This window comes from Pseudomonas sp. P42, assembly GCF_017973755.1.
Classification (GTDB): domain Bacteria; phylum Pseudomonadota; class Gammaproteobacteria; order Pseudomonadales; family Pseudomonadaceae; genus Aquipseudomonas; species Aquipseudomonas iridis.
In genome coordinates this window covers 349,849-363,864 of sequence record NZ_JACOPU010000004.1, presented here as the reverse complement: position 1 = coordinate 363,864, position 14,016 = coordinate 349,849, and the positions used below count along the sequence as shown (strand labels likewise).

General features: G+C 61.2%; 14 protein-coding genes. 3 read left to right on the top strand and 11 right to left on the bottom strand.

Annotation, left to right across the window (positions count from 1 at the left end):
- Positions 1-35: 35 nt before the first annotated feature.
- Together H8B20_RS14855 and H8B20_RS14850 are read right to left on the bottom strand one after the other, a co-directional pair.
- Positions 36-464, bottom strand: coding sequence for a nuclear transport factor 2 family protein (locus H8B20_RS14855; protein WP_210623689.1), 429 nt, complete (start codon positions 462-464; stop codon positions 36-38).
- A gap of 144 nt (positions 465-608) precedes the next feature.
- Positions 609-830: a hypothetical protein gene (locus H8B20_RS14850; RefSeq protein WP_210623688.1), complete on the bottom strand. Its 222-nt coding sequence runs from the start codon at positions 828-830 to the stop codon at positions 609-611.
- A 75-nt stretch (positions 831-905) separates the two neighbouring features.
- Here H8B20_RS14850 and H8B20_RS14845 point away from each other — a divergent pair, with 75 nt between their 5' ends.
- Complete coding sequence (locus H8B20_RS14845; RefSeq protein WP_115147381.1) at positions 906-1,352, top strand: NUDIX hydrolase; 447 nt, start codon at positions 906-908, stop codon at positions 1,350-1,352.
- Between the two features lie 9 nt (positions 1,353-1,361).
- Here H8B20_RS14845 and H8B20_RS14840 read toward each other — a convergent pair whose 3' ends face one another.
- The 9 genes from H8B20_RS14840 to H8B20_RS14800 form a co-directional block, all read right to left on the bottom strand.
- Positions 1,362-1,544 carry a hypothetical protein gene (locus H8B20_RS14840; protein WP_042559650.1) on the bottom strand — a complete coding sequence of 61 codons (183 nt, stop codon included), beginning with the start codon at positions 1,542-1,544 and terminating at the stop codon, positions 1,362-1,364.
- A 198-nt stretch (positions 1,545-1,742) separates the two neighbouring features.
- Positions 1,743-3,131, bottom strand: coding sequence for an amidohydrolase family protein (locus tag H8B20_RS14835; RefSeq protein WP_210623687.1), 1,389 nt, complete (start codon positions 3,129-3,131; stop codon positions 1,743-1,745).
- Between the two features lie 13 nt (positions 3,132-3,144).
- Positions 3,145-4,512 (bottom strand): nucleobase:cation symporter-2 family protein, encoded by a 1,368-nt coding sequence (locus H8B20_RS14830; protein ID WP_210623686.1) that lies wholly within the window; start codon positions 4,510-4,512, stop codon positions 3,145-3,147.
- A 247-nt stretch (positions 4,513-4,759) separates the two neighbouring features.
- Complete coding sequence (locus tag H8B20_RS14825) at positions 4,760-5,809, bottom strand: CobW family GTP-binding protein (protein WP_210623685.1); 1,050 nt, start codon at positions 5,807-5,809, stop codon at positions 4,760-4,762.
- 90 nt (positions 5,810-5,899) lie between these two features.
- Complete coding sequence (locus tag H8B20_RS14820) at positions 5,900-6,514, bottom strand: UbiX family flavin prenyltransferase (protein ID WP_210623932.1); 615 nt, start codon at positions 6,512-6,514, stop codon at positions 5,900-5,902.
- 11 nt (positions 6,515-6,525) lie between these two features.
- Entirely contained in the window at positions 6,526-7,911 is a 1,386-nt protein-coding gene (locus tag H8B20_RS14815; RefSeq protein ID WP_210623684.1) for a UbiD family decarboxylase, read from the bottom strand.
- A 242-nt stretch (positions 7,912-8,153) separates the two neighbouring features.
- The gene (locus H8B20_RS14810) at positions 8,154-9,059 is read right to left on the bottom strand and encodes an amidohydrolase family protein (RefSeq protein WP_034152486.1); all 906 of its coding nucleotides are present in this window, start codon (positions 9,057-9,059) and stop codon (positions 8,154-8,156) included.
- A 4-nt stretch (positions 9,060-9,063) separates the two neighbouring features.
- A complete protein-coding gene (locus tag H8B20_RS14805) occupies positions 9,064-9,993 on the bottom strand; it encodes an amidohydrolase family protein (RefSeq protein WP_210623683.1) in 930 nt (309 codons plus the stop codon).
- Between the two features lie 330 nt (positions 9,994-10,323).
- Entirely contained in the window at positions 10,324-11,214 is an 891-nt protein-coding gene (locus tag H8B20_RS14800; protein WP_210623682.1) for a LysR substrate-binding domain-containing protein, read from the bottom strand.
- 118 nt (positions 11,215-11,332) lie between these two features.
- On the opposite strand from H8B20_RS14800, the gene H8B20_RS14795 reads away from it, so the two are divergent.
- Positions 11,333-11,797, top strand: a complete 465-nt coding sequence (locus H8B20_RS14795) for a (2Fe-2S)-binding protein (protein ID WP_210623681.1) — start codon at positions 11,333-11,335, stop codon at positions 11,795-11,797.
- A complete protein-coding gene (locus tag H8B20_RS14790) occupies positions 11,797-14,010 on the top strand; it encodes a xanthine dehydrogenase family protein molybdopterin-binding subunit (protein ID WP_210623680.1) in 2,214 nt (737 codons plus the stop codon). The genes H8B20_RS14795 and H8B20_RS14790 overlap by 1 nt, the downstream gene beginning before the upstream one ends.
- Positions 14,011-14,016 lie beyond the last annotated feature (6 nt).

Sequence of the window (14,016 nt, the reverse complement as noted above, 5' to 3'; positions counted from 1 at the left end):
GGCTTTTTTGTGCCTGCAGGGAATTGTGGTTGGTATCAGGCTTTGGCGGCAGCCAAGTAGGCACCGAGGCGTCGGCCCATTTCTTCGCCCAGCGCTTGCAGCCCGCCGAGTGGTCGCACCATCACCTCAAACTCGACGATCTTGCCGCGCTCATCGAAGCGAATCATGTCGATACCTTTGAGTTCCTTCGCGCCCACCTTGGCACTGAACTCCAGAATCACATTCAAACCGTCAGCCGTCGCCAGTTCGCGGTGATATTCAAAATCCTCGAATACCTCAAACACCGTGTTGAGAATCATCGCCACGACCTGCGCGCCAGGGTAAGGCGTGTGCGCCATCGGCGAGCGAAACACGGCGTTGGCATCAAGTAGCGCGGGCAGGGCGCTCAGGTCGCCGGTACGGATCATCTCGTGCCAGCGGTTCAGGGATTCGGCGGCACCGGGTTGCAGGTTCAGATCAGTCATTTGCACCTCTGGATTTTTGTTGTTCTTGGACTCTAGATCAAAGCGCCGGCAGGGCAAGCTTGTTGTCGCTGCTTGAATACCGCCCTATGACAATCGTATTGGGGCTCTTACAGATCAGATCTCATCTGATACGCTTTTTTCGTTTCAATCTGCCTCTGTATTCGGTTCAGATGCAGGATCAAACTGCCCCCGCAGTTCGGTCACTCGCGACAGTCCTTCATCCCGAAGCGTCCAGTGCACCGCAAGCTCAGCATTAAGGAGAGCAACATGAACAAGATGGCGTATTTTCTGGGTGGGTTTTTGATTCTTACCGTTCTGATTGGCATGCTTGCGACGATTTCTCCTGTCTGAAGTGATGTGCTTCATATGACGGCCACAGGTGTGCCGCGCGAATCGTGTTTAAATGCCGCGCCTCACACCTGTAAATGGATTTACCCCCCCATGGCCGAACCGCGTATCCGCGCCCTCGCACTCTGCGTTTTTCAGCACAACGGCAGAATTCTGGTTAACGAGTTTCGTGACCCAGTCAGTCAGCAAACCTGCTTTCGGCCCATCGGCGGCGGGATCGATTTCGGCGAGACCAGCGCCGAAGCGATCGTGCGCGAAGTGCAGGAAGAGTTGGGCCAGTCGATAACGGACCTGCGCCTGCTCGGCACGCTTGAAAGCCTGTTCATCTATAACGGCAAACCGGGACACGAGATCGTTCAGGTCTACGACGCGTCGTTTACCGACCCAAGCGTGTACACGCATGCGCAGATCAAAGGTCACGAAAGTGACGGCGCGCCCTTTACCGTGCGCTGGCATGACAGCTCAAGCTTCAGCGAGCAGGCGCCATTGGTGCCGAAGGGATTGGGCGATTTGCTAAAGAGCGCCGGATTACTGGATTGACCTAAGCCCTCAGCGCTGGCGACGTTCGGTGCCTTCAGGGTTGCCAGTGTCGAGCAATCTTCTTTCCACCAATACGTTCTCCAGCGCCTGACGCTCGACGGGCTTCATTTGGTGTTCGCGCTTTTTCAGTTCCAGCAGGATGGGACTGGACCAGGTGCGATAGGTCTGTTCGATGTTGCGGCGGGACATCATCAGTCTCTCCTTGATTAAGAGCCCGGTGTGGCTGGCAGGGGCTCTGTCCGATGAGGTAATAATCCTAGACGACAAACCCGTATCGTGCGAATGCGTACACCGTGTAGGAGCTGCCTGAGGCTGCGATCTTTTGATCTTGATGTTAAAAAACAAGATCAAAAGATTGCAGCCTCCGGCAGCTCCTACAGGGGATTTCGATCAGTCGTCAACCATCATCATCGCCTGCACCCCCTCCCATGCCTCGGCGCGCATGCGTTCAATATCCAGCCCCGGAATCACGCCGTTATCGACGACGATCCGCCCGCCCACCAGGCTGTATTTCACCGTGATCGGTTCACCCGCCACCACCGGTGCGACGGCGCTGTCGTGGAAGCCGTAGAAGCGTGGGTGGTCGAGGCCGTAGACCACCAGATCCGCCGCTTGGCCGACTTCCAGCGTACCGACGGCGCCAAGGCCCAGCACCTGCGCGCCGCCCGCCGTACCCCAGTGGATGACATCTTCTACTGTCGTCGCCGAGGCGCCTTGTTCGGCGCGGTGGATCAGCCATGCTGTGTTGGCTTCGCCGACCATGCTCCCGGATTCGTTCGAGGCGACGCCGTCGACGCCAAGGGAGATCGGCACGCCAGCCTCGTACATCTGCGGCACCGGGGCGACGCCACTGCCCAGTCGTGCATTGCTCACCGGGCAGTGGGAAATGCCGGTGCCGGTTTGCGCGAGCATGCGGATTTCGCCGGGTTGCAGGTGCACGGCGTGGGCAAACCAGACGTCAGGGCCGAGCCATTCGTGTTCGGCGACGAACTCCACGGGCAGGCAGTTGTATTTTTCCCGGCAGAAGTTCACGTAATTCTGCGTCTCCGACAGGTGCGTGTGCAGGCGCAGACCGAGACCGCGCGCGGTGTGGGCCAGTTCGCGCAGCAGGGTGGGCGGCAGCGAGAAGGTCGGCGTGGTGGGCGCAACCACGACGCGGCGCAATGCGTCTGGCGTGTCCTGGTGATACAGCGACTTCAACCGCTCGATGTCACCGACCATCTGGTCGAGGCTTTCCGGTTGCAACGCGGTTTTCGAGAAACCCGGATGGGCGCTGGCCGACTCCAGTGCGCCACCCCGACACAGGACGAAACGCAGGCCGAATTCATCAGCCAGGTCGAACAGCAAGTCGCCGGTCTCGGTGCTGCCGTGGGCGTGGTAGAGGTAATGATGATCAGCGCACGTGGTGACGCCGGACAACAGTAATTCGACCATCCCCAGGCGCGCGGCGATCCGCGCCAGTTGCGGGGTGAAACGGTTCAAACGCGGGTAGGGCACGCTGGCGAGCCAGCCTTGCAGGTCCTGATTCAAACCTTCGGGCACTGCTTTGAGCAAGTTCTGAAACAGATGATGGTGGGTGTTGATCCAGCCCGGATAAACCACGCAGTTGCGCGCATCGATTACCCGTTCGCCGGGTTGCGCTGCCAGATCGGTAGCCATTTCGGCGATACGACCATTGACCACGCGGATGTCCACGGCGCCCGCTCGGGCACGCGTGCCGCGCAGGCCGGTCATGACCGCGACCGGGTTCTTGATCAGGATGTTCTGAAGTTGAGTCATGGGCAGGCTCCAGTCAAAGGATGTGCGAGGCGGATTTGGCGGCGGTGGTTTGCGGCACGCTGACGCCATTCAGCGCGGCGTTGAGCAGCACCGACACCAGGCAGGCGATGACCACGCTGCTGTGCAGGAACGGCTGCGACCACTCGGGTAATTGTTTGAAGAGGGTTGGCGCGAGCACCGGCACCAGCGCCGCGGCGAGGGTGAAACCAACGATCAGCACGTTGTAGCGATTGCGCTCGTAGTCGACCTTGGCCAGGGTCTGAATCCCCGCCGCCGCGACCACGCCGAACATGGCGATACCGGCACCGCCGAGTGCGGCAGTCGGCATCGACGCGATGATCGCCCCGGCCTTGGGCACCAAGGCAACCGAGCACATCAGCAAGCCACTGACCGCGACCACCCAACGGCTGCGCACGCCGGTAAGGATCACCAGACCGACGTTTTCCATGAAGGCAATAAACGGGAACGCGGCGAACATCCCGGCGATGGTGCTGGCCAGACCGTTGGCGCGCAGGCCGTTGATGACCTGTTTGTCTTCGACCGGTTTTTCGACGATGTCGCCGATGGCCACGAACAGCCCCATTGACTCGACCATCTGCACGATCATCACCACCACCATGGTGGCTATGGGGATCAGGCTGAACGTGGGCAGACCGAAGTAGAACGGATAGGGCACGGTCAGCCACGGCGCTTCTTCGACGCTATGAAAACTGCCCATGCCCAAACCGTAGGCCAGACCGGCGCCCACCAGCATGCCCACCAGCACCGCCATGTTGCGCATCAGCGGGCTGCCATAGCGGTTGACCAGCAGAATCGTCAGCAATACCACCACCGCCACGCCGAGGAAGGCCGGCGCGCCAAAGTTGCTCGCACTGCGCCCGCCGCCGACCCATTCATAGGCGATCGGGAACAGCTGCAAACCGATTACCGTGACGATGCAGCCGGTTACCACCGGCGGGAAAAATCGCCGCAATCGACCTACGAAGGGCGCGATCAGCATGGTGAAAATCCCGGCCCCGATCACCGTCCCGCAAACGCCGGCAAAGCCCACATCGGGGTTACTGCCGATGGCGATCACCGGGCCAACGCTGCTGAACGCGACGCCTTGCAGGATCGGCAAACGCACGCCGAATTTCCAGAAACCGACGGTTTGCAGCAGGGTCGCGATACCGGAACAGAACAGCGTGGTGCTGATCAGCGCCACTGTTTCGGCGTGGGACATTTTCAGGGCACTGGCGACAATCAACGGCACGGCGATGGCGCCGATGTACGAGACGGCCATGTGTTGCAGGCCGAGTGTGAGCATCTGTCGCACCGGCAGAACCTGGTCGACGGGATGGACGGTGGAAGCGCTTTGCGATGGGGATGTGGCTGACGACATGGGGAAACACCTCTGGCTGTTTTTATGCGGTAGAGAGGGGTATTCGTCTGATGCCGCTTGGCTCGAGAACACAGTGGAACCTGTGGGAGCTGGCTTGCCAGCGATGGCAGTTGATCAGTCACCCTCTTCATCAACTGACAGTCCGCTATCGCTGGCAAGCCAGCTCCCACAGGTTTTGTGTTGTTCAAAAAACAGGCATCAGTCATTCGTGCTGCGAAGCCGCCATTCACCGGCTCCGATGCCTTGTTCAGCCTGCCAGGCAGGCGGCGAAGCCCTGGTTCAGCGCCGCACGATCCAGGTCGCGGCCGATGAACACGATCTTGCTTGAGCGGGGCTCCGTGCCCCACGCGGTCGACGCCCGGAATTCCACGAGGCTGTGCACGCCTTGCAGCACGTAGCGTTGGTCTTCGTTAGCCACCGCCAGCACGCCTTTCATGCGGTACAGGTTGTCGGCTTGGGATGAGCGCAGTTCGCTGATCCAGCGGTGGAACGCCATCAGATCGACCGCGCCGTCGACGGCGATACCCACCGACGACACGCTCGGGTCATGTTGGTGATCCAGCTCTTCGATAGAGTGCTCATGGGCATGTTCGTGGTGGTCATGCTGTTCAGCGCCGATTTCCATGAGTTTTTGCGTGCATTCGAAAGCGCCGATGCCGAGGATCTTCGTCAGGTCGATTTGCGCGTGGGTGGACGTCACCAGATCCGCCGTGGCATTCAATCCACGGATCTTGCCGCGCAATGCTTCCACTTCTTCAGCGCTGACCAGGTCGACCTTGTTGATGACGATGCGGTCGGCACAGACAATCTGATCGACCGCCTGATTGTCGACGCCGTCCAGTTGCAGATCTTCCAGATGCTGGGCGATGTGCTTGGCGTCGACCATGGTCACGATCGCGTCGAGTTCGACTTCATCGGCAATCGGGTCATTGATGAAAAAGCTCTGCGCCACCGGGTACGGATCGGCCAGACCGCTGGTCTCGATCAGGATATGGTCGAGCCGCACCGGGCGCGCCACCAACTCGCGGACGATGCGCACCAGGTCCTCGCGAACCTCGGCGGTGCAGCACACGCAGCCATTGACCATCTCGTAGATTTCTTCGGTTTCCGAGCTCAGCACCAGGTCGCCGTCGATACCGACTTCGCCAAACTCGTTTTCGATCACGGCGATTTTGCGGCCGTGGTTTTCCTTGAGGATGTAATTGAGCAGGGTGGTTTTACCGGCACCGAGGAACCCGGTGAGGATGGTCACGGGGATTTTGGTGTTCGGGGTTGGGGCGTTGAATGGGGTGTTCATTGAGAGCTCCTTGGTATTGATAAACCGGTGCACGATGAAATGAGTGATGACGCTTTCTGTGGGAGCTGGCTTGCCAGCGATGGCGGTGTGTCATTCACCAGTGATGCCGACTGACCTATTGCTATCGCTGGCAAGCCAGCTCCCACAGGGGCCGGGGGGTTCTCTCCAGCGTGTGGCGGTGCCCGCGTCGAGGCCGAACAGGTCGAGTACCCGCCCAAGGCTGTGGTCGACCATTTGCGCGAGGTTATCGGGGCGGGCATAGAAGGCCGGCACCGGCGGGGCGATGATGGCGCCCATCTCGGTGACGGCAGTCATGTTGCGCAGGTGCGCGAGGGTCAGCGGAGTTTCGCGGGCCATCAGCACCAGCGTGCGGCGTTCTTTGAGGGTGACGTCGGCGGCGCGGCCGATCAGCCCGGATGACGCCCCGGTGGCGATCTCTGCCAGCGTTCTCATCGAGCACGGCGCAACCACCATGCCCAGGCAGCGGAACGAGCCACTGGCGATCCCGGCGGCGACGTCATCGGCACGGTGGTAGTGGCTGGCCAGGGCGATGATGTCGGCCAGTTTGTAGTCGGTTTCGTGGGCCATGGTCAGTAACGCAGCGCGGCTGATGATCAGGTGGCTTTCGATGTCCAGTTCGCCGAGCAATTGCAGCAGGCGCACGCCGTAGATGAAGCCGGACGCGCCGCTGATGCCGACCACCATCCGTTGCCGAATCACGATTCCAACCCCTTGAGCAGTTGCCGCGCGCGTTCGAGTACGTCCTGATCGAGCTGCGCCTTGATCCCGTCGAACCCGGAACCGCGCGTTGCATCCAGCCCCATCCGCGAGGTGGTGCCATTGACCGAGGACGACGGGTCGAGCGGACTGCCGGGCAAGCCGTCGATGGTGAAAATATCCAGATGCGGCTGGAAGTGCGTGGCCAGCGCCCATAGCACCTGGCTGTCGTCGCTGATGTCGATATCACTGTCCACCGCGATCACGGTTTTCAGATACGGGTCCCAGCCGAGCAGGGCCAGCATGATCTGCCGCGCCTCGCCGTCGCGGCTCTGATCCAGTGCCACGTAGCAATGAAAATGCGTGCCGGAATTCGGGTAGTGCACGGCGGTGACGGCGGGGAAACGTGCCCTGAGCTTCTCGCTCATTTCCGCTTCCCGCGGCAGGCGCGCAAGCGTCAGATGCTCGGCGTAGCGGCCGCCCATTACATCGACCAGCCAGGCGTCCTTGCGCCGTAGAAGGGTGTCGACGCGCAGCACATTGTTGGTCGAGCGATCCGAGGAGTAACCACTGAATTCGCCGAATGGGCCTTCCTCGGCGTAGGCCGCCGGATCGATGGCGCCTTCCAGCACAAACTCGGCATACGCCGGAACACCAATGCCATAGCGCGGGGTTTTCACCAGCTCCAGCGGTGCACCAAACAAGCCGCCGGCCACCGCACGTTCGTCACTGCCATAGGGCAGGCGCGCCGCAGCGGCAAGCATGAACAATGGATGCGCGCCGACCACCATCGCCACGCGCAGTTCTTCGCCACGTTCGCGAGCGGTTTGCAGCATCCGCCACAGGTGCCCGCGTGAGTGCAGACTGGTGGCCAGGGCCTGACGGGCATGACGCATCGAGCGGTGGTAGCTCATGTTGGCGATGCCGGTCACCGGGTCTTCGGCGATGATGATCGCGTTGGTGATGTACGGCCCGCGATCACTGTCGAAATGCTTGAGCATCGGCAGCAATGCCAGATCCAGCGCTTCGCCTTCGAAGACTTCATCGAGGATCGGACCGGTTTCTACATAGCGCGGCGGGATTGGCCGGTTGGCGCGGGTCTGGAAGCTTTCGTGCAGTTGCGCAGGGGTTACGCCGAACAACCGGGCGATGCGGGTGCGGGAGGCGAACAGGTTGGTCGCGACAGGCACGCCAAGGTTGCCGACGTTCTCGCAGATCAACAGTGGATCGCGGCCTTGGGCGGCGAGGGCATCGACCAGGGCAGTGACGTCCTGATCGGCAGAAATCGGATGGGTGATGGTCAGCACATCGTCCGGGTACTCGCGGCGATAGGCATCGATGAATACGTGAAAATCCTGAGAATCGCCGAGCGTCGAACGGGTCATGGTTTCACCTCGTAAAAAGCAGGCACGCAGGGGTGAGAGGGCGTTCGATCGACAAGCCGTTGGCCTGCCGGTCGAGCGAACGCCGGGTCATCTTCGTGCCTGTAAAGTCGCTGTGTGTCGGTCTTAACACTGGCCCCTGTGGGAGCGAGCCTGCTCGCGAATGCGGTTTTGCATTCAATGTTGATGGCGACTGATCCACCGCTTTCGCGAGCAGGCTCGCTCCCACAATGGGTTGTGTGTGGCTAGAGATACGTGGTGGTCAGGCGTATGTCGGCCTCGACCAGATCCTTCGGCGGTGGCGTCGGTTCGATCCCGCACAAGCGGGCAATGTTGTTGCCCAGGTAGTCTTCCAGATGATCCTCATCGATCCCCAGACCCTGCGGCGCTGGCGAGCACAACACTTCCAGCTCACGCAGCCACATGCCCGGTTCGTTCGGCGGTGAGTCAGTGCCGAACACAATCTTGTTGCGCGGCAACTCCTTGGCGAACTCGACGATCCGTGACTGGAAGCACCAGCCCGATTCGCAGTACACGTTCGGCGTGTCCATCGCCATCCAGAACGCTTCGAACGAGTAGTTGCCGCCGGTCTGGATACCGAAGTGGCCGATGATGAAATTGACCATCGGGAATTCACGGATGATCGGGTAAAACATTGTTGGAATCGTGTACGGGCCATCGCCTGTGTGGATCAGCACCACGATGTTGTATTTGGCGCAGACCTTCATCGCCGGACGCAGCCAGTCCAGCGCCCGGTCCGGGCGATAGCCGTGCATGTTGGCGTGCAGCTTGAGCATCTTGAAGCCGTATTCCTTGATGTGGAATTCCAGCTCCGCCGCACCGTTTTCCGGCCCCCAGCGCGGGTTGAAGTTGAAGTTGCCGATGAAGCGATCCGGGTACTTCATGCACAGTTCGGCGATGTACGACATGTAGTCGCGCACGCCCTCACGGCCACGGCGGTTGCCGTCGCGATAACCGGTGTTGCCCGGTGGTGGCTGGATGAAACCCATGTCGATGCGGCGTGGTTTGCCGTTGATCATGTACGGGCCGTCCATCAACTTGAGCATGCGCTCGCCAGTGAACGGTTCGCCGGTGTGGCGCCAGGCCTCGTCGACCAGGTTGGTGGGGTGCAGATGGGTGTCGATGATCATCGGTTCAGCTCCTGGCCAGTTGAGTGGTGACGGGACGCTTGAGTTGCGCCTCTGCTTCGGAAACGGAACGCGGTGGCGGGGTTGGCTCAAGGCCGATCATCCGCGCGGTGTTGTTGCCCAGGTACTCTTCGAGAATGTCTTCGTCGAGGTTGAGGCCCTGCGGCGGCTCATGACACAGCACTTCGAGCAGACGCAGCCACATGCCCGGTTCATTCGGCGGGGTGTCGGTGCCGAAGAGGATTTTGTGCGTCGGCAGGACCTTGGCGAATTCGACGATCCGCGATTGCAGGCACCAGCCCGACTCGCAGTAGACGTTGGGCAATTCCATCGCCCATTGCATCGGCTCGAACACGTAGACGCCGCCGGTCTGCACGCCGAAGTGGGCCATGATGAAATCGACGTTGGGAAACTCCTTGATCATCGGCACCCATTCCGACGGGATGCTGTACGGCCCGTCGCCGGTGTGCAGCTTGACCGGGATGCCCAGCTCGGCGCATTTCTCGAAGCAGGGACGCACCCAGTCCAGCGCACGGTCCGGGCGATAGGCGTGCATGTTGGCCTGCATCTGGACCATCTTGAAGCCGTGCTCCTTGACGTAGCGCTCGATCGCCTCGACGCCGTTTTCCACGCCGCAGCGCGGGTTGTAGACGAAGCAGCCGATGAACCGGTCCGGGTAGGTCTGGACCATTTTCAGGGTGTAGGCCATGTAGGCGTCGATGGATTCACGGCCGGTCAGGTCGCCGTCGGTCCAGGTGTAGATGGTGTTGCCTTGCGGCGGCTGGATGAAGGCTTTGTCGATGCGGCGAGGCTTGCCGTTGACCATGTAGGGGCCATCCATCATCTCCAGCAGACGCTCGCCGGTGAACGGGTCACCGTCATGCCTCCAGGCGAGGTCCACCAGGTCGGTGGGATAGCAACTGATATCGATGATCATTGAAGTCGATCTCCTGATAGCGGGGAAGGGAGCCTTGCGGCTCTCGGCATCCACGTCCCGGGCAATCGGCCATTTCTATGCGCAACGTGCACGCATTCCCTCGCCTGGTCGCATCCGGCCCGGGTGGGTGGCTGCTGAGGGCGAGTATTGGAAAGGGGGGAGGGGTTCGTACAATATTAATTGGGAGCGGTGGTGATATGCGTTCGATATGGTTTTGCGGTGATGGGACTGGCCTCATCGCTGGCAAGCCAGCGCCCACAATGATCGAGGTGTTAATCCGATCTGCGTCGCAACACAGAAACTGTGGGAGCTGGCTTGCCAGCGATGGCGTCAGGATTGTGTTCGCTGGGCCAACTGCTTGATCACCTCAACCACCGGCGACACGCGCTCTGCCTGGCCCTGCGGCCACACGGCATACAGGTTGTAATGCGCCGCAATCTGCGCCTCGTTCAACGCCACCAACCGTCCGCTGCGCAAGGCATCGGCGGCCAGTAATCCACGCACCAGTCCTGCGCCGACGCCAGCCTCGGCAGCGGCAATCAGATTCGCCGCGTTATCGAAAATCACCCGTGCCGTGGGTTCGGTCGGTGTCATCCCGGCAGCATCCAGCCAAGGAATCCACGAGCGCCGCGTATACCCCAGCAACGGTAACTCGAGCACTTGCGCCGGACTCAATGGCAACTGCAATCCATGCCGTTCCAGCAACTCAGGCGAGGCCACCGCCATCACCCGGTCGCCACAGATTTGCGTCATCTCACAGTCTTCCCAATCGCCATATCCGTAACGCAACGCCAGATCGACCCGTTCAAACGTGCTGCGATCACTGCGCGGCATCGACAGCAGCGTCACTTCGTAATCCGGCAGGCCATCGAGCAACTGCGGCAGGCGTGGATTGAGCCAGCTCTGCGCCAGTTCACTGTCGACATCCAGCGTCAGGCGTTGCGCCACGCTGCGGTTTTTCACTGAGGACAACGCCCGATCAATCTGCGCCAGCCCGTCCGACAGCACGCTGGCAAACAACTGCCCGGCGTCCGTCAGGTTGCTGCCGCCACCTTCACGCACGAACAACGGCTGGCCGATGAAATCCTCCAGCGCACGGATCTGCTGGCTGATGGCGCTGTGGGTCAGGTCGAGTTTGCGCGCCGCGCTGGAAAAACTGCCGCTGCGCGCCGCGTGAATAAACGCGCTCATGGACTGCACCGACGGGTATCGCTTGTACATGTTGTTAGTCCTGCTTACACCGGTTGGCAGAAATCGTCGCTGGCCGCAGATTGCCGTGGCTTCCAATATTCGGTGACCAGGCCCGCACAAAGACGGGCCGCTCTCTTGGAGCCTGACAATGATTACATTCACGGTTAATGGCGAACGACGCGAGCTGGATGAAGCGTCCCCCACCATGCCCTTGTTATGGGTCTTGCGTGATCAGTTGAAACTCACCGGCACCAAATTCGGTTGTGGCATGGGCCTGTGCGGTGCCTGCACCGTGCATCTGGACGGTGTAGCCGTGCGTTCCTGCCAGTTGCCGCTGGCCGCCGTCGCGGGCCACAGCATTACCACGATCGAAGGCCTGTCGCCGACGCAAAACCATCCGTTGCAACTGGCCTGGGTCGCCGAAGATGTGCCGCAATGCGGCTACTGTCAATCGGGGCAAATCATGTCGGCGGCTGCGTTGCTCAGCACCGGTGCGGCAGTGACTGATGATTCGATCCGCAATGCCATGTCCGGCAACATCTGCCGCTGCGGCACCTACGGGCGTATCAACAAAGCCATCAAACGCGCGGCGAATACGCCGAAGGAGGCTTGATGAGCTTTCTCGATGATAGCTGTGCCGAACTGCCGCGCCGGGTGTTTCTCAAGCAAGCGGTCACGGTCGCTTCCGGGTTGGCGATAGCCTTGTATCTGCCGAGCGGGATGGCGGCGACTGACCCGAAGGCCCCGGCACCGGCCAGCGAATTCGAACCCAATGCCTGGGTGCGCGTGCTGCCCGACGGCACGGTGAAACTGGTGGTGCACAAGCACGATTCCGGCACCGGTACGCATACCGCGCTGGCCGCGTGTGTCGCCGAGGAACTCGATGTCAATCCGATGACCGTGCAGGTGATCACCCCGGAAGATCCGTTCTTCGAAACCTACATTCACCCGATCTGGAAAGTCTTCTCCACGGGCGGCAGCACCAGCGTTTCGCTGGAGTACGACCGCTTGCGTATGGCCGGTGCCACGGCGCGGGCGTTGTTGATCAAGGCAGCGGCCAAGCAGTGGAAAGTCAGGCCCGAGAGTTGCTCCACCGAAGAAGGTCGGGTGGTGCACCCTTCGAGCAAACGCAGCTTGGGCTACGGCGAACTTGTCGGCGTGGCGGCGCATCTGCCGGCACCCGACAAGGTCACGCTGAAGGATCCATCGCAGTTCAAATACATCGGCAAACTACGGCATAAACGCGACGCGGCAGCCAAGGTCTGCGGGCAGTTCATGTACAGCATCGACGTGCAATTGCCAGGGATGCTGGTGGCGGTGATCCAGCGTGCGCCGGTGGTGGGCGCGAAAGTGGTCAGCGTGGACTCGGCGGCAACGTTACGGGTGCCCGGGGTGCGCAAAGTGATCGCGATTCCCGGGCGGCCCGATGTGCTGGGCGGCAATCTGGAAGGTGTCGCGGTGTTGGCCGATACGTACTGGGCGGCGCAGGAGGGGCGCAAGCTACTGGACATCCAGTGGAGCGATTCGGCGCTGGCCGGATTCGACAGCGACCAGTTGTTCAGCGCCCAGGCCAAAGCCATCGGCGATCCGCAAGCGCAAACCGTCGTTGCCATGACTCAAGGCGATGTCGCCGGGCAATGGGCGGGCGCAGCGAAGCTGCTCAAAGCCGATTACACCATGCCCTACAAGGTGCAAAACCCGCTTGAACCGATCTGCATCACGGCACACGTGAAAGACAAGGCAATCACCTATTGGGGCGGCGTGCAGGTGCCGTCCTCGGCGCTGGAAGCAGCGCAAACCGTGTGTGGGATCGAGAAGGCCAGCGTCACCATCCATGAGCTGGTTTCCGGCGGCAGTTTCGGTGCGCGGGAGGCCAAATACTGGTTGTTCGAAGTGGCCTATCTGGCGCAGAAAACCAGTGTGCCGGTGAAGCTGCTCAACAGCCGCGAAGACGAAATGCACGCGCTCTTCTATCACCCGGCAACGCTGAACCGGATCAAAGGTGCACTGGACGCTCAGGGGAAACTCGCCGCATTGCAATTGCACGCTGTTTCGCCGGCTTCGCCCGAGCAGTGGGAGCCGGGTTACTTCCAGCGCCCGGATCACATGGATTACAGCACCACCGAAGCCATCACAGCCTGGGACTTCGCCTACCGTCCACCGCATCTGCAACTGAATTGGGTCAGGCATGAAAGCAACGTGCCCAGCGGTTGGTATCGCTCGGTGAGTTTCATTCCCAACGTGTTCGCCGTGGAAAGCTTCATGGACGAACTGGCCCACGCGGCGGGTGCTGATCCGCTGGCCTTCCGCCTGGCCAACATGCAGGAGCGACCGCGTCATGTAGCGGTGCTCAAGCAGGCCGCCGAGCGCGCCGGATGGTGCCAACCATTGCCGCCGGGCACGGCGCTGGGGATCGCGACCAATCAGGGTTACACCAGTTTTATCGCCGTGGTGGCGCGGGTCACGACCGTCGATGGCAAAGCCCGGGTCGAAAAACTCACCTGCGTGGTCGATTGTGGCTTGGCCGTGTCGCCGAGCGGTGTCGAGGAGCAGATCTACGGCGGCCTGATGTGGGGCCTGGGCCATGCGTTGTTTGACAAGCTCGATATCAAACAGGGCAGGGTGGTGCAGAGCAACTTCCACGACTATCGCGTGGCGCGCATGTCCGACATGCCGGCCACTGACATCGTTGTGCTGGACGGCGAGCCGAGTAAACCCGGCGGCGTTGGTGAACTGGGCAGCCCGTCCGTGGTGCCGGCCATCGCCAATGCGCTGTTCGCGCTGACCGGTGTGCGTCAGCGCTCGACACCGCTGAGTCTGGGGTAAACGGCC